The following is a 17,547-nucleotide window of genomic DNA, read 5'->3' as shown; positions in this document are numbered from 1 at the left end:
TGTATGTTATCTGTTACTCAGGGCTGCCTGAGTATTGCTCCGTTAATGAGTGGCGTCAGTTCCGATCGTTGTGGATCAGGTCATGGGATTCTCTGGAACATCATCAATCTGATTATAAACCTGACTATAAATAGACAAGAGTGGGTAAAAAATGTTCTCTCTGGCAGGGAATCAGGTGGCCATTATGATCGCTTTAAGGCTACAGTGCACGACCCAATCCGGATATTTCCGTTAAAGAAGCTGGAGGTGGTATGAAAGTTGAAAAAACCGATGCCCAATGGCAGTCAGAGCTGACTGAAGAGCAGTATTATGTCTGTCGGCAAAAGGGTACCGAACGGCCTTTTTCTGGTGAGTACGTTCATTTTGATGGCCTGGGTCGTTATAGCTGTGTCTGCTGTGATCAAATCCTGTTCGAATCCACGACCAAATTTGATGCCGGCTGTGGTTGGCCCAGCTTCTGGGAAGTCGTGGATAAGGAGGCGGTCAATTACCTTGAAGACAAAAGCCTGGGTATGGAGCGGACAGAAGTGGTGTGTTCAGCCTGCAACGCGCATCTGGGGCATGTATTTCCTGATGGGCCTGAGCCTACAGGGTTGAGGTACTGCATGAATTCAGTCGCTCTTCAGTTCAAAGCAGACAACTGAATAGCGCAAAAAAACAGTGCATACACTGTCCATCAGGCTATTAACCAGCGGGTCAGAGTGCTTTCAAGCTGCTCCTTGTTGAAAGGTTTAGCCAAATGGTCGTTCATTCCGGCATCCAGGCATTGCTTTCTGTGCTGATTCATAGCGTTGGCGGTTAAGGCTATGATGGGTGTCTCTCTGGTTGCTATCTGAACTCGCAGTCTCTGAGTGGTGGTAAACCCATCCATAATTGGCATATTGCAGTCCATCAGAATCAGGTCATAGTTTTTTTGCTGACAGGCTGCCAGACAACTCTCGCCATTATGAGCCAGCTCTACCTTATAGCCCAGCTGCTCAAGCATTCCCTCCGCCACCATTCTGTTGATGGGATTATCTTCGACCACCAGAACCGAATAATCCCTGTTTTTTTGGTGTTGGATTTTCACTGTGTCAGGTAACGGTTGGGAGACCTGATGACGTATAGTCCGGGTTTTCTCCAGTGCCTGGATAAACAGTTTCCGGGTCAGAGGGAGTGGCAGCCAGACCAGGGTGTCCGGGCCGTTATCCAGAGGTGTATGAGCGGCATAAATCACTTTTAGTGACGGATTATCCTGACCGGCATTTCTGGCCAGACCTTCATTCTCTGTAATCAGAATATCCGCCCAGTCGGACAGGTCACCGATGTTGTTGTTCGAGGTCTGTCGGTGGCTGATATCCCAATGCGCCAGAAGATGAGAACAACAGCTTTGCAGAGCTTCTGAGCCATTGAGCACAATCTGGTTACTCTTGATATCAGCAGAAACCGATACTTTTTCTTCCCTTGATTTATATCGGAATGGTAAACGGACAGAAAATGTGCTGCCTTCTCCGGGCTCTGATATAACAGACAGTTGTCCGCCCATGTTAGTGACTATGGACTGGACCAAAGGCAGGCCCATACCGGAGCCCCCGAAACGGCGACTGGTATCACTGCTGGCCTGAGCAAAGGGTTTGAAAATTTCGTCCAGGGCTGATTCAGGGATGCCGATACCGCTGTCACTGATGTTCACCATAATATCAAGATGATTCTCGGAGGTTTTCTGGCAGTCGAGCCAGATACGAATGTCACCCTCATCGGTAAATTTTGCAGCATTGCCTATCAGGTTGGAAATGACCTGATGAAAACGGGTTGGGTCACCCAGGACTTCTTCCGGCAGGGTGGGATCGATATCACAATAGATCGGAACCCCTTTGGTAAATGTGGATTGTCCTGCAAGCACCACAACATCTTCCATTGAGTTTCTGAGGTCAAAAGAGATTTCTTCAAGAATCATCTTGCCCGAGTCAAGTCGGGAAAGGTCCAGGATATCATTGAGCAGACGGATCAGATGAGTACCAGAATCTCTGGCAGTGTTTAAACGCTGATGTTGTAGTTCGGTCAGTTCGTCGTTGAGGGCGATACTCAGCATGCCCAAAACTGCATTGAGTGGGGTTCTGATTTCGTGACTCAGACTGGACAGCTGCCTGGCTCGCTGACTGGCAGTTTCCAGTGCCTGGCTGCGTGCTTTCTCAAGCTGACGGTTGGTCTTCTCAAGGGCCTGGTTGTTTTTGCGAATATCCCTGGTCCGCCGGGCAATAATGGTTTCCAGTTCAGCCAGATGTTCACGTAACTGTTCTTCAGCCAGTCGCCGGTGGTGCAGATGGTGATGAATGTTGTTCAAATAATGGTTGATAGTGCGGGTCAGCAGGCCGATTTCGTCATTCTCATGCCCCCTGGGCTGCGGAAGCTGAATCTTGCTACTGTTTTCCGGGTGCTCAACCATTTTTTCTGTCATGTTCAGCAAAGGCTTGGTCAACATGTGATAAAACATGATGGACAGAACCAGCGAAAGCAGGAAAGTTTTGATCAGGACAGTCACCAGGGTAAAGATGGCCCGATCAAAAAACTGAGTGCTGATAGGGCGAGTGTCGGCAACGATTTTAAGCCAGCCGAGCGGTTCATCTTCATCAAAGGGAACCTTAAGCTCCCGGATATAGGTTCGGCTGGCACCAAACAGCATATCAGTGAAGGGGCGGGCTTTATCCTGTTGCGGCTCTTTACTCACAGCGGCAAGGATTGCACCCGATGGTTCAACAATTTCTGCCCTGACGATGGTGGGCGATTTAATGAGTCCCAACACCAGCTCGTTGGCCAGCTCCTTATCAATGTTGTAAGCGATGCGGGCAGCTGGAGTCCGGGTGATATCAATGAAGGTTTCTATGGTGGCATCAATTTGCCGGTCCTGAGACCGGTAGTCGATGATCACGAGATAAAGACTCAGGAACAGCCCCAGGATAAAGGCAAAGACAACGGTGTTACGCGCCTGTTTAAACGACAGTCGATCCCTGAAACGGATTGGCATGAGAAACGTTTTATTTTAATTATTACTCTGTGATTCGTTTTACCTGTATTTTCCTGACAGCGCAACAACAGCCCGAATTTAATCTGCTTGTTTGGGAACCTAACTTCCCTGTTCTCCCTCATCGAGTTGTTTGTTCATTATCATCGCCCTACTGCCAGTTGTAGAAGGTGCCCAGAGTGTAGGAGTAAGGAATACTTTTTGCGTGGGAAAACGACCATTTAGGCAGATTTTCCCTGAAGTATTTCTCCCATCCGTTCTCAAATAGTTTCATGGTTTGATCGCGGCGTTCACGGAACTGCAGGTAATTTTCGTGTCGAGTCCAGCCATGTATCATGTCATTTGCTTCAACACGGTCTGTATAGTCTCCATCGGCTTCACCGAAACGTTGAGGCGAAGCAGTATCGGTACGCATCTCATATTCATCGTCCGTTTCACCTGCGCCTCGCCAGCGATTAATCCTGTCAAGAGTGCGGCCCAGGGGTCCACCCAGCCATTGAGTGAGCATCTTGTTGTCGTTCATAAAAAAGTCGAAAGTGAGACCCGATGCCAGAGCAAATCCGAAGGTTTGAGCACTGGTAAATCCTGCTATAAGACCGTGGGCGTATGCTCCGACGGTGGAAATTGGGCCCAGCATGAGACCGGCTGTGGCGGAGGCCAGCGTTTTCGCTGTTTGTGGTGTTACCCTGTGCAGCAGGGGTACCTGAATCCCTTGCCTGGAACCCATGGATTGCACTATTTCGGGCACCAGACGGAAAATGCTGCGATACATTTGAGGGTTGGCGTTGTACTGTCTGGCAAACAACATGGAGCCGGTTCTCAACAGAATCACTGAAGAAGCGGCCTTGCCCAATGGCATGGCCAGTCCGCCCAGTTCAGAAACTTTCTCAATTCCGTTGTGGTGGGCATATTGCGCGGTTCGGTCTGGATCAACACCATAGTGTTCGAGCCAGTGCTGGAAAGGTATGAGCATCCGGTGCAGGTAATCACCCCTGTTGGTCAGATCCAGAAGGTAGAGGAACGCCATGTTTGTCAGGGACAGATCGGTAGCCTGCCAGACGGTATGGGTCGCCAGCAGGGGTTTGTAACTGGTGTAGTACCAGGTGACAGCCTGTACCAGGAAGGCTGAAGGTTTGCCCCAGTAATCATTGAGCTGCCACTCAACTGCTGCGACATGAGCCAGCATCAATGTGTTATGGATGGCCTTGATCAGGTCTGATTCAGACAGGCCAGCAACATTGGCATAAGGTGTCAGGGTATCCTGAAGATTGCACAGGAAGGCTGCCGTCCTGCGGCCATTTTCAAAGGCAATATCGTCAAGAACGTAGTTGGCGATGACCGCAGCTGCATACTCTTTCATGCCGACAACAGACTCTTTCATACCCGCCGGGTCAGTGGCCGCCACGGTCACAGGATTAAAGGCAGTCTGCATGAATTCGTCAGCCCCCTCATCAGACAGTATCCCGACAACGACTTTAAAGCGAGGCACGTCGACACCGTGTTTGTAGCCAAGCAAGTGTTCAAATTCGGCCACTGTCTGATAACCATCAACACCTCTGACGGCCTTTATATAGTTCTCAAGTTCAACTTTACTGATCAAGCCTTCCCGCAGCAGAGTGATGATCTTGTCAGCACTGGCAGAATGGGTAGCGAAGTATTCTGAGAAGCTTTTCAAGTCTTCCGGTTCATGCCCAACGGAGTCTATGGCTGTTTTGCCAATGTCGCGAATTTCGTCTTGGAATTGCTGAGACCCTATTTCCATCTCATACATGGCGTTGAGCACCATAATCTCGATTTCTTCCAGCACGTCTTCGGGCCGATTTTCCGGGGAGGCGACGGGGGATTTCGGAAAGCTGGTCTTCAGGCTTTTAAAAACTTCCACAATCCGACTGGCCTGTTTAAACGTCAGTTTGTCTCCGGCCATTGCCTGCACGCGAATGGGTGCAAATTCATCGTCAAAATTGAAAACCGAAAGAAATGGTATTGTCTTATCGCTCTGCATTGCTGCTTCGTTCAGGCCAATTGCGGCTTGCAGAGCTTGTTTTTTGAGAGGGTGCCGCTGCATGAAGTCGTTCATATCGGTCAGCAATTTTGCCTGTTTCTCTGAGTACTGGATGAGACTGCGGTCATTCTTGACGGCTTCTTCGGCAACCTTCAGGACTTTTTCCATTCTCACAACGTCTGCTTTCCTGGCTTCAAGTTCAGCTTCCAGACGCATCTGACGGGACGGTTCCTCAATCAGTTGCCGGATCTTGCCGCCAGTACCATCATCACCGCCCAGTTCTAACTGTTTGTTTCTCAGGGCATTAATCCGTTGTTCATTGGTGTCAGAAGTGTCAGGTTCAAGACCCACGGCTGCTTCGGTGGCTTCAAGAAACGCGTCATGATCCGCCAGGTCCTGTTTTGCACTTAATGCAGCTTGATATTTATGATGCAGGGCTGAATCCAGCCGATCCCGATCGATTTTATCTGAGCTTGATGGGTGTCCATTGATGTTTTCATAGTCGAACATTTGCTGTTCTTTACGAACCAGATTTTCTCGTGCAGCAACTTCTTCAGCCATTGCATTGGCTAAATCCATACTTTTCCTGTCGTGCTCATGCAGAAACTCCGTGACCTGAGCGTACATTTTTCTGGTTAAAGGCAGTTCACCCCGTACTCCATCAATTTCATCGGCTGCGGCATGAAGCGGAGTGTATGTATAGCCATTAACAAGAAAAACGTAGTCAGCTTCTTGCAGCGAAGTGGGGTCGAAATGTATCCGGACGTACTGATTTGTTTTGGCTTTCAGTTTCTCAACGATTTTATCTCGTACGTCTACACTGTACCCCAGCAGGAAATTTATGATCTCCTCTGCTCGCTCTTTATTGGTTTGTTCGTCACCTGCAGACAGGCCCAGCTCGGTCTGAAGTTGTTTCATTCCCTGATTGAGAGCGATATTTCCCCGGTTATGTTGGAGAAAAATATCCATGTTGCGGTCAGCCATTTCCAGCTCATTTTCAGCTTCTCTTACTGCTCGCCTGGCTCTGGCTACCTCACGATCAAGTAAGTATCGGGGTTTTGGCCCCAGTCGGGCCATTTGTCTGTCAAGCTCATTCTCAATGACTGCGACGCTCTCAGTAACGGTAGGCCGACCCACTTTGAAAATTTCTTTGCTCAGTTTTGAGAGTGTTTCTTCAATGAGATTGGTCTGATCATTCACACAGGCATTATTGTTATAGTCTTCAATGTTGAGTTGATGAGCAATTTCATTGTTAATATTTCTTGATAAATCTTCATCTTCATAGCGGTGGGATACTTTTAACCTTAATTCCGAAACTCTGGACCTTAGGGCTTGCACCTGTTTTTTTCGGCTGACATCTTTTTTTAATTCTACTTTCAGATCATCGGCCAGTTTAGCAATTAAAGCCTTGTCCCTTTTCCTGAGAGCAGCGCTTTCATAAGCGGAGATGCCCAGAATGCGCTCTAAAGCCATGAGCATCTCACTCTGCCGTCCTTTGGCTAGCTGATCTGCATCTTCGACATAAAAGGTAAGATGGGCATCAAGCAGGAGCTTCTCATGTTTACCTTTCCTTTTTTTGTAATCAGCAGGTTTGGTATCGTCTCCCCAGAGGGCATAATACTGCTGCTCGGTTATTTTTTTGATGACATTATTGTCATGAAGTTTTTTACGAACCCTGTCAAGTCGTTCCAGTTTGTTATCACCTTCACTGACCTGGATCCCGAGTATTTCTTCTGCGGTTTTCAGTGTATCCAGCGCCCCTTCCTCTGCCCGCTGCATAGCCTCGTTAAAGTATGTCTGAATTTTCTCAGAAATGGCGTTCCGACGATCATACACATCGCCCTCGCTATCGATGTCGACCATCTTCAGGGTTTTTTCCACAGCAGTGAGTTTCTGAAGTAGTTCAGGGCTGGGTTTGAGGCGGTCTGGCGTTCTGATCTCTTTCAGTTTTTTTTCCAGGCGTGCAAGATTGTGGACCACCCTGAATACCGCTTTTTCCAGGACGTCCTGATTCTTTTCTACGCTGTTTTTACTCAGTTTAATACCAAGAATTTCTGCCAGAGCATTTTGTTTGGCCTCGGTGTAAGAATTATCTTGGCCATGCAGTGTCTCAATTCTATGAAGCAGGACATCTTGTTGAATATCCATTGTCTTGATTTTCTGAAGCATGAGTTGTTTGTGAGCATTCATTTCCTCGATTTTTTGAAGCAGGTGTTCTTGCTGAGCGTCTACATCTGCATTGCTATCAAAATCCTGAATGTTTAAATGTGCGGCAATGGTTGCATAGCGGGCTTTGATTGCGGCTGCTTTTCCAGCTTCTATAATGGTTCTCGGAAGAAGATATCGCTGGACCAAAGCTTCCTGCTGTTCAAGGAGCTGCAGAATGGCCTGCTGACGGGTTTCCGGGGTATCTTTGTCGTTAGAGATCAGGCCGAGATTACTTTCAAGGTTTGTCAGTCTCTGCGGAGCCTCATCGTCGGTCGGGTCTGTCTTATGTTGTATATGCTGCCGAACAGACTGAAAGCGGGCAACAAGATCGTTTTTATTGTTCGGGGTCATACCGAACTGATCTTCAACGGCTGTCAGTATTGTAATTATAATTTCATAGTCAGGCTGTTCTACTGCAGCAAAGGTTGTGACCAACTCCTGGGTGATTTCATGAATTTTATTTCTGAGAAGTCTGGCTTGTTCTTCTGGTGTCTGGGTATTATCCCAATTATAAATACCAAGTTCTGCTGCCGTTTCACGAAATATTTTTTCGTTTAGCTTGCCCAGTTTGGCATATTCTATCCGCAGCTCCTCCAGGTTGTTGTGTAACTCAAACAACTGTCTCGCCATGTCGGTCATGACTCTGAAAGTAAACTCTTCGTCTTTGTCAGGATCGATCTGTGCTTCTTTGATATCGCCGACAACGGGTAACACTTTGCGAATATGCTGAAAAAAGTGCGGGTTCATCAGAAGATTTTTAAGTACGGGTTTGAAGCCAAAGTGTCCTAAGAGTTGCCTGTACATCCGGGTTGGCGTGATGACTAATGAAGCGACTTTGATGTGTTCTGGTGTGAACTCAAATTCATCTGATCCATATGCCTCATCTGGAGAAGCCAGCACCAATGCCTGCAGGAGGGATTCGTAATATACAAGCGAACGCATCGCCAGTTTATCCTCGTTTGAAAGTACCGTCAGTTGATCTTTGTCAACGTCGGCATCGTGCCGTGCCACTAACTCCTCCAGCACCGCCATCTGCCTGCTTCGAATCACGAACCGGTAGTTTTTGAGCTTGCGTTTGTTAGGCTCTGCTTTTACTGCAGGGACGGGACTATTACCGTCGGCTTCTATCCAGAATTTATAGAGGTTTTCTACGAAAGCGACATCATCCGGATTCTGCATCAGACCATGAAAAACAATATTCTCCCCCGGAGCTTCTGCTATTTCCAACTTTGGATAACCCGCAGGCACATGATAAACCCGTTTGGCATCCTCAGCGTCTACTATGTAGCCGACAGGTTTGTTGTGTGCCAGCAGTTCGTTCAGAGCCTCCTGTTGTAAATCCTCTTCCAGTACATGAACCTGGATATAGGCGGAGGCGGCAGCTGCCAGGAGAGCCTCATCATTGACAAAGAGTGATTGACCCAGACGGTGCAGTTCAGGGGGCTGATCGCCCGCAGCGATAAGGCGCATGAAGGTACGCCCATTCACTTCAACTTTTTCAACTTCAATGGTGGCAAGGCCAACATAGTGATCATTTGAGCCGAGGTTTCCTGCTCTTTCTGCAGCGGCTTTCAAAACTTTAGCCAGTTGCAGGTGGTTGGCGATTTTCGTTAACGGTTGTAATGATGAACTCCAAACTAATTGATCACGAGCAACCTCCACGGAATCCTGATCGGTCATTCCGCCTCTGACTTCAATGACCAGTTCCTTTTCTTCAAGGTTGTGGGTGAACCTGAAGACTCCCTCATCGCCTACTTTGAGAACTTTGATATATTTCTGAGCAACGTCATTTTCGCCTGTTTCAAACTGATCAACACTGGAAACACCATCACCAATACCATAAAGAATTTCTGTAAAACTCATAGTAGTAGAGATAAAGCCCTGACCTTCTGAAGGCTCATAAGGGTACGTGGTGGTAAAAGATTTGGGTATTGGTTGCTGGTCATCACCTAAAGTTGGCTGAACCATGACCTCACTACGAAGTTTCACAACATTTCCGCTGCCCAAAATATAGGCTTTCGTCTGCAGTTTGCGAGCAGCCAGTGCCTCTGTATTAATGATGGAAGAGCTGATCGCAACGGCCACTGCAAGGCTTAATGCATTGTGGCGGATATTTGTCATTCTGCTACCTCAGAGCTGAGTACTTTTGTTATCTTGAAAAGTGATTGCCATACCTGGAGAGGAAGCACATTACAGCGGTTCATGACCGTCAATCGCTCATGGTTGTTCCGGCAAGCTGTTGAGTGAATTTAGTTCAAAGTGAGGAATCCGCCAGAAGCGAATTCAGTTCGCAGTGGTAAAGCTCAATGCCCGTATAATTGAGTGGTTTTTCAGGGAAGGAATGCATTCATGGCTGTAGAGGCTTCCTCAGGCGCTTCAGTCCCTGACTCGAATAAAGCACCCAGAGTGCAGGAGTAAGGAATACTTTCTGCGTGGGAAAACGACCATTTGGGCACATTCTCCCTGAAGTATTTTTCCCAGCTATTCTCGAACATCTTCATGGTGCGATCACGGCGGTCACGGAACTGCAGATAATTTTCATGTCGAGTCCAGCCATGCATCCTGTTGCCTGCTTTAACACGGTTTGTATAGGCTTCATCAGTTTCATTGAAGCGTTGAGGCGAGGCAATAGCGGTACGTTTCACAAATTCATCTTGCGTTTCCCCCATGCCTTTCCAGCGATTTATCTTGTCAAGACTGCGGCCCAGGGGTCCACCCAGCCACTGAGTGAGCATCTTGTTGTCGTTCATAAAGAAGTCGAAAGTGAGACTCGATGCCAGAGCGAATCCGAAGGTTTGAGCATAAGTGAATCCAGATATAAGGCCATGGGCGTATGCTCCGACAGTGGCTACCGGACCCAGCACCAGACCGGCTGTGGCCGAGGCCAGAGTTTTTACTTTTTGTGGTGTCGCTCTGTGCAGCAAGGGTACCTGAACCCCTTGCCCGGAACCCATGGATTTCACTATTTCGGGCGTCAGGCGTGAAATGCTGCGATATCTGTGCGGGTTGGCGTTGTGCTGTCTGGCAAATAGCATAGCGCCGGTTTGCAGCAGAATGACCGATGACATGGCCTTGCCCAACGGCATGACCATCCCGCCCACCTCAGAGACTTGTTCAATTCCACTGTGGTAGGCATATTGCCCGGTTCGGTCAAGATCAACACCGTAGCCTTGCAACCAGTGCTGGAAGGGTATGAGCATCCGGTGCAGGTAATCACCCCTGTTGGTGAGATCCAGAAGGTAGAGGAATGCCATGTTTGACAGCGACAGATCGGTAGCCTGCCAGACGGTATGGGTCGCCAGCAGGGGTTTGTAACTGGTGTAGTACCAGGTGACAGCCTGTACCAGAAAAGCTGAAGGTTTGACCCAGTAATCATTGAGCTGCCACTCAACTGCTGCGACATGAGCCTGCATCAATGTGTTATGGATTGCCTTGATCAGGTCTGATTCAGACAGGCCAGCGGTATTGGCATAAGGTGTCAGGGTATCCTGAATATTGCTCAGGAAGGCTGCCGTCCTGCGGCCATTTTCAAAGGCAATATCGTCAAGCACGTAGTTGGCGATGATCGCAGCTGCATACTCTTTCATGCCGACAACAGACTCTTTCATACCCGCCGGGTGAGTGGCCGTCAGGGTCACAGGATTAAAGGCAGTCTGAATGAATTCATCAACCCCCTCATCAGACAGTGTCCCGACAACGACTTTGAAGCGAGGCACGTCGACACCCTGTTTGTAGCCAAGGAAGTGTTCAAATTCGGCCACTGTCTGATAACCATCAACACCTCTGTCGGCCTTTATATAGTTCTCAAGTTCAACTTTACTGATCAAGCCTTCCCGCAGCAGAGTGATGATCTTGTCAGCACTGGCAGAATGGGCAGCGAAGTATTCCGAGAAGCTTTTCAAGTCTTCCGGTTCATGCCCAACGGAGTCTATGGCTGTTTTGCCAATGTCGCGAATTTCGTCTTGGAATTGCTGAGACCCTATTTCCATCTCATACATGGCGTTGAGCACCATAATCTCGATTTCTTCCAGCACGTCTTCGGGCTGACCTTCCGGGTGGATGACAGGGGATTTCGGAAAGCTGGTCTTCAGGCTCTTAAAAACTTCCACAATCCGACTGGCCTGTTTAAACGTCAGTTTGTCTCCGGCCATTGCCTGCACGCGAATGGGTGCAAATTCATCGTCAAAATTGAAAACCGAAAGAAATGGTCTTGTCTTATCGCTCTGCATTGCTGCTTCGTTCAGGCCAATTGCGGCTTGCAGAGCTTGTTTTTTGAGAGGGTGCCGCTGCATGAAGTCGTTCATATCGGTCAGCAGTTTTGCCTGTTTCTCTGAGTACTGGATGAGACTGCGGTCATTCCTGGCGGCTTCTTCGGCAACCTTCAGGACTTTTTCCATTCTCACAACGTCTGCTTTCCTGGCTTCAAGTTCAGCTTCCAGACGCATCTGACGGGACGGTTCCTCAATCAGTTGCCGGATCTTGCCGCCAGTACCATCATCACCGCCCAGTTCTAACTGTTTGTTTCTCAGGGCATTAATCCGTTGTTCATTGGTGTCAGAAGTGTCAGGTTCAAGACCCACGGCTGCTTCGGTGGCTTCAAGAAACGCGTCATGATCCGCCAGGTCCTGTTTTGCACTTAATGCAGCTTGATATTTATGATGCAGGGCTGAATCCAGCCGATCCCGATCGATTTTATCTGAGCTTGATGGGTGTCCATTGATGTTTTCATAGTCGAACATTTGCTGTTCTTTGCGAACCAGATTTTCTCGTGCAGCAACTTCTTCAGCCATTGCATTGGCTAAATCCATACTTTTCCTGTCGTGCTCATGCAGAAACTCCGTGACCTGAGCGTACATTTTTCTGGTTAAAGGCAGTTCACCCCGTACTCCATCGATTTCATCGGCTGCGGCATGAAACGGAGTGTATGTATAGCCATTAACATGAAAAACGTAGTCAGCTTCTTGCAGCGAAGTGGGGTCGAAATGTATCCGGACGTACTGATTTGTTTTGGCTTTCAGTTTCTCAACGATTTTATCTCGTACGTCTACACTGTACCCCAGCAGGAAATTTATGATCTCCTCTGCTCGCTCTTTATTGGTTTGTTCGTCACCTGCAGACAGGCCCAGCTCGGTCTGAAGTTGTTTCATTCCCTGATTGAGAGCGATATTACCCCGGTTATGTTGGAGAAAAATATCCATGTTGCGGTCAGCCATTTCCAGCTCATTTTCAGCTTCTCTTACTGCTCGCCTGGCTCTGGCTACCTCACGATCAAGTAAGTATCGGGGTTTTGGCCCCAGCCGGGCCATATGCCTGTCAAGCTCATTCTCAATGACTGCGATGCGCTCAGTAAAGGTAGGCCGAAACACTTTGTAAATTTCTTTGGTCATTTTACAGAGTGTTTCTTCAATGAGATTGATCTGATCATTCACACAGGCATTATTTTTATAGTCTTCAATGTTGAGTTGATGAGCAATTTCATTGTTAATGTTTCTTGATAAACCTTCATCTTCATAGCGGTGGAATACTTTTAACCTTAATTCCGAAATTCTGGACTTTATGGCTTGCACCTGTTTTTGTCGGCCGACATCTTTTTTTAATTCTACTTTCAGATCATCGGCCAGTTTAGCAATTAAAGCCTTGTCCCTTTTCCTGGCAGCAGCGTTTTCATTCGGGTCGATGCCCAGATCGTACTCTAAATCTTGAAGCATCACCTTCTGTCGTCCTTTGGCTAGCTGATCTGCATATTCGACATAAAGGGCAATATGGGAATAAAGCAGGAGCTTCTCATGTTTACCTTTCCTTTTTTTGTAATCAGCAGGTTTGGTATCTTCTCTCCAGAGGGCATAATACTGCTGCTCGGTTATTTTTTTGATGACATCATTGTCATCAAGTTTTTTACGAACCCTGTCAAGTCGTTCCAGTTTGTTATCACCTTCACTGACCTGAATCCCGAGTATTTCTTCTGTGGTTTTCAGCGTATCCAGCGCCTCTTCCTCTGCCCGCTGCTCAGCCTCGTTAAAGTATGTCTGAATTTTCTCAGAAATGGCGTTCCGACGATCATACACATCGCCCTCGCTATCGATGTCGACCATCTTCAGGGTTTTTTCCACAGCATTGAGTTTCTGAAGTAGTTCAGGGCCGGGTTTGAGGCGTTCTGGCGTTCTGATCTCTTTCAGTTCTTTTTCCAGGCGTGCAAGATTGTGGACCACCCTGAATACCGCTTTTTCCAGGACGCCCTGATTCTTTTCTACGTTGTCTTTACTCAGTTTAATACCAAGAATTTCTGCCAGAGCATTTTGTTTGGCCTCGGTGTAAGAATTATCTTGGCCATGCAGTGTCTCAATTCTATGAAGCAGGACATCTTGTTGAATATCCATTGTCTTGATTTTCTGAAGCATGAGTTGTTTGTGAGCATTCATTTCCTCGATTTTTTGAAGCAGGTGTTCTTGCTGAGCGTCAACATCTGCATTGCTATCAAAATCCTGAATGTTTAAATGTGCGGCAATGGTTGCATAGCGGGCTTTGATTGCGGCTGCTTTTCCAGCTTCTATAATGGTTCTCGGAAGAAGATATCGCCGGACCAAAGCTTCCTGCTGTTCAAGGAGCTGCAGAATGGCCTGCTGACGGGTTTCCGGGGTATCTCTGTCGTTAGAGGTCAGGCCGAGATTACTTTCAAGGTTTGTCAGTCTCTGCGGAGCCTCATCGTCGGTCGGGTCTGTCTTATGTTGTATATGCTGCCGAACAGACTGAAAGCGGGCAACAAGATCGTTTTTATTGTTCGGGGTCATACCGAACTGATCTTCAACGGCTGTCAGTATTGTAATTATAATTTCATAGTCAGGCTGTTCTACTGCAGCAAAGGTTGTGACCAACTCCTGGGTGGTTTCATGAATTTTATTTCTGAGAAGTCTGGCTTGTTCTTCTGGTGTTTGGGTATTATCCCAATTATAAATACCAAGTTCTGCTGCCGTTTCACGAAATATTTTTTCGTTTAGCTTGCCCAGTTTGGCATATTCTATCCGCAGCTCCTCCAGGTTGTTGTGTAACTCAAACAACTGTCTCGCCATGTCGGTCATGACTCTGAAAGTAAACTCTTCGTCTTTGTCAGGATCGATCTGTGCTTCTTTGATATAGCCGACAACGGGTAACACTTTGCGAATATGCTGAAAAAAGTGCGGGTTCATCAGAAGATTTTTAAGTACGGGTTTGAAGCCAAAGTGTCCTAAGAGTTGCCTGTACATCCGGGTTGGCGTGATGACTAATGAAGCGACTTTGATGTGTTCTGGTGTGAACTCAAATTCATCTGATCCATATGCCTCATCTGGAGAAGCCAGCGCCAATGCCTGCAGGAGGGATTCGTAATATACAAGCGAACGCACCGCCAGTTTATCTTCGTTTGAAAGTGTCGTTAGTTGATCTTTGTCAATGACTGCATCGTGCCGTGCAACTAACTCCTCCAGCACCGCCATCTGCCTGCTTCGAATGACGAACGGGTAGTTTTTGAGCTTGCGTTTGATAAGCTCTGCTTTTACTGCAGGGGCGGGATTATTACCCTCAGCTTCTATCCAGAATTTATAGAGGTTTTCTACGAAAGCGACATCGTCCGGATTCTGCATCAGACCATGAAAAACAATATTCTCCCCCGGAGCTTCTGTTATTTCCAACTTTGGATAACCCACAGGCACAGGATAAACCTGTGTATCATCCTCGGTGTGCACAACGTAGCCGACGGGTTTGTTGTATGCCAGTAGTTCGTTTAGAGCCTTCTGCTGTAAATCCTCTTCCAGTACATGAACCTGGATATAGGCAGAGGCGGCAGCTGCCAGGAGAGCCTCATCATTGACAAAGAGTGATTGACCCAGACGGTGCAGTTCAGGGGGCTGATCGCCCGCAGCGATAAGGCGCATGAAGGTGCGCCCATTCACTTCAACTTTTTCAACTTCAATGGTGGCAAGGCCAACATAGTGATCATTTGAGCCGAGGTTTCCTGCTCTTTCTGCAGCGGCTTTCAAAACTTTAGCCAGTTGCAGGTGGTTGGCGATTTTCGTTAACGGTTGTAATGATGAACTCCAAACTAATTGATCACGAGCAACCTCCACGGAATCCTGATCGGTCATTCCGCCCCTGACTTCAATGACCAGTTCCTTTTCTTCAAGGTTGTGAGTGAACCTGAAGACTCCCTCATCGCCTACTTTGAGAACTTTGATATATTTCTGAGCAACATCATTTTCGCCTGTTTCAAACTGATCAACACTGGAAACACCATCACCAATACCATAAAGAATTTCTGTAAAACTCATAGTAGTAGAGACAAAGCCCTGACCTTCTGAAGGCTCATAAGGGTACGTGGTGGTAAAAGATTTGGGTATTGGCTGCTGGTCATCACCTAAAGTTGGCTGAACCATGACCTCACTACGAAGTTTCACAACATTTCCGCTGCCCAAAATATAGGCTTTCGTCTGCAGTTTGCGAGCAGCCAGTGCCTCTGTATTAATGATGGAAGAGCTGATCGCAATGGCCACTGCAAGGCTTAATGCATTGTGGCGGGTATTTGTCATTCTGCTACCTCAGAGCTGAGTACTTTTGTTATCTTGAAAAGTGATTGCCATACCTGGAGAGGAAGCACATTACAGCGGTTCATGACCGTCAATCGCTCATGGTTGTTCCGGCAAGCTGTTGAGTGAATTTAGTTCAAAGTGAGGAATCCGCCAGAAGCGAATTCAGTTCGCAGTGGTAAAGCTCAATGCCCGTATAATTGAGTGGTTTTTCAGGGAAGGAATGCATTCATGGCTGTAGAGGCTTCCTCAGGCGCTTCAGTCCCTGACTCGAATAAAGCACCCAGAGTGCAGGAGTAAGGAATACTTTCTGCGTGGGAAAACGACCATTTGGGCACATTCTCCCTGAAGTATTTTTCCCAGCTATTCTCGAACATCTTCATGGTGCGATCACGGCGGTCACGGAACTGCAGATAATTTTCATGTCGAGTCCAGCCATGCATCCTGTTGCCTGCTTTAACACGGTTTGTATAGGCTTCATCAGTTTCATTGAAGCGTTGAGGCGAGGCAATAGCGGTACGTTTCACAAATTCATCTTGCGTTTCCCCCATGCCTTTCCAGCGATTTATCTTGTCAAGACTGCGGCCCAGGGGTCCACCCAGCCACTGAGTGAGCATCTTGTTGTCGTTCATAAAGAAGTCGAAAGTGAGACTCGATGCCAGAGCGAATCCGAAGGTTTGAGCATAAGTGAATCCAGATATAAGGCCATGGGCGTATGCTCCGACAGTGGCTACCGGACCCAGCACCAGACCGGCTGTGGCCGAGGCCAGAGTTTTTACTTTTTGTGGTGTCGCTCTGTGCAGCAAGGGTACCTGAACCCCTTGCCCGGAACCCATGGATTTCACTATTTCGGGCGTCAGACGTGAAATGCTGCGATAGCTGTGCGGGTTGGCGTTGTGCTGTCTGGCAAATAGCATAGCGCCGGTTTGCAGCAGAATGACCGATGACATGGCCTTGCCCAACGGCATGACCATCCCGCCCACCTCAGAGACTTGTTCAATTCCACTGTGGTAGGCATATTGCCCGGTTCGGTCAAGATCAACACCGTAGCCTTGCAACCAGTGCTGGAAGGGTATGAGCATCCGGTGCAGGTAATCACCCCTGTTGGTCAGATCCAGAAGGTAGAGGAATACCATGTTTGACAGCGACAGATCGTTAGCCTGCCAGACGGTATGGGTCGCCAGCAGGGGTTTGTAACTGGTGCCGTACCAGGTGACAGCCTGTACCAGAAAAGCTGAAGGTTTGACCCAGTAATCATTGAGTTGCCACTCAACTGCTGCGACATGAGCCAGCATCAATGTGTTATGGATGGCCTTGATCAGGTCTGATTCAGACAGGCCAGCGGTATTGGCATAAGGTGTCAGGGTATCCTGAAGATTGCACAGGAAGGCTGCCGTCCTGCGGCCATTTTCAAAGGCAATATCGTCAAGAACGTAGTTGGCGATGACCGCAGCTGCATACTCTTTCATGCCGACAACAGACTCTTTCATACCCGCCGGGTCAGTGGCCGCCACGGTCACAGGATTAAAGGCAGTCTGCATGAATTCGTCAGCCCCCTCATCAGACAGTATCCCGACAACGACTTTAAAGCGAGGCACGTCGACACCGTGTTTGTAGCCAAGCAAGTGTTCAAATTCGGCCACTGTCTGATAACCATCGACACCTCTGACGGCCTTTATATAGTTGTCAAGTTCAACCTTGCTGATTGAGCCTTCCTGCAGCAGAGTAGTGATCTTGTTAGCACAGGCAGAATGGGTAGCGAAGTATTCCGAGAAGCTTTT

6 protein-coding genes are annotated in these 17,547 nt (G+C 47.9%); 2 read left to right on the top strand and 4 right to left on the bottom strand.

The window, feature by feature from the left end; all coding sequences use genetic code 11:
- Positions 1 to 3: 3 nt before the first annotated feature.
- Together ACOJUO_RS00030 and msrB are read left to right on the top strand one after the other, a co-directional pair.
- Positions 4 to 255 (top strand): hypothetical protein, encoded by a 252-nt coding sequence (locus tag ACOJUO_RS00030; protein ID WP_422138591.1) that lies wholly within the window; start codon positions 4 to 6, stop codon positions 253 to 255.
- Positions 252 to 644, top strand: a complete 393-nt coding sequence (msrB, locus tag ACOJUO_RS00025) for a peptide-methionine (R)-S-oxide reductase MsrB (RefSeq protein ID WP_422134672.1) — start codon at positions 252 to 254, stop codon at positions 642 to 644. Before ACOJUO_RS00030 ends, msrB begins: the two co-directional genes overlap by 4 nt.
- A gap of 32 nt (positions 645 to 676) precedes the next feature.
- Here msrB and ACOJUO_RS00020 read toward each other — a convergent pair whose 3' ends face one another.
- From ACOJUO_RS00020 to ACOJUO_RS00005, 4 genes are all read right to left on the bottom strand, one after another.
- Positions 677 to 3,004: a response regulator gene (locus tag ACOJUO_RS00020; protein WP_422138590.1), complete on the bottom strand. Its 2,328-nt coding sequence runs from the start codon at positions 3,002 to 3,004 to the stop codon at positions 677 to 679.
- A gap of 148 nt (positions 3,005 to 3,152) precedes the next feature.
- Positions 3,153 to 9,332, bottom strand: a complete 6,180-nt coding sequence (locus ACOJUO_RS00015) for a hypothetical protein (protein ID WP_422138589.1) — start codon at positions 9,330 to 9,332, stop codon at positions 3,153 to 3,155.
- Positions 9,333 to 9,541: 209 nt separating this feature from the next.
- Positions 9,542 to 15,769 carry a hypothetical protein gene (locus ACOJUO_RS00010; protein WP_422138588.1) on the bottom strand — a complete coding sequence of 2,076 codons (6,228 nt, stop codon included), beginning with the start codon at positions 15,767 to 15,769 and terminating at the stop codon, positions 9,542 to 9,544.
- Between the two features lie 209 nt (positions 15,770 to 15,978).
- Positions 15,979 to 17,547 (bottom strand): hypothetical protein (locus ACOJUO_RS00005; RefSeq protein WP_422138587.1); only part of this gene is annotated, 1,569 nt, incomplete at its 5' end.

The sequence above is a fragment of the Endozoicomonas sp. ALC020 genome, from assembly GCF_049275935.1.
Lineage (GTDB): Bacteria > Pseudomonadota > Gammaproteobacteria > Pseudomonadales > Endozoicomonadaceae > Endozoicomonas_A.
The sequence above is the reverse complement of the archived record's forward strand: the minus strand, read 5'-3'. Positions and strand labels throughout refer to the sequence as shown.

Coding starts and splice junctions, on each gene's coding strand:
- msrB (WP_422134672.1), top strand. CDS start 252: ATGAAAGTTGAAAAAACCGATGCCCAATGGCAGTCAGAGCTGACTGAA.
- ACOJUO_RS00030 (WP_422138591.1), top strand. CDS start 4: ATGTTATCTGTTACTCAGGGCTGCCTGAGTATTGCTCCGTTAATGAGT.
- ACOJUO_RS00015 (WP_422138589.1), bottom strand. CDS start 9,332: ATGACAAATATCCGCCACAATGCATTAAGCCTTGCAGTGGCCGTTGCG.
- ACOJUO_RS00010 (WP_422138588.1), bottom strand. CDS start 15,769: ATGACAAATACCCGCCACAATGCATTAAGCCTTGCAGTGGCCATTGCG.
- ACOJUO_RS00020 (WP_422138590.1), bottom strand. CDS start 3,004: ATGCCAATCCGTTTCAGGGATCGACTGTCGTTTAAACAGGCGCGTAAC.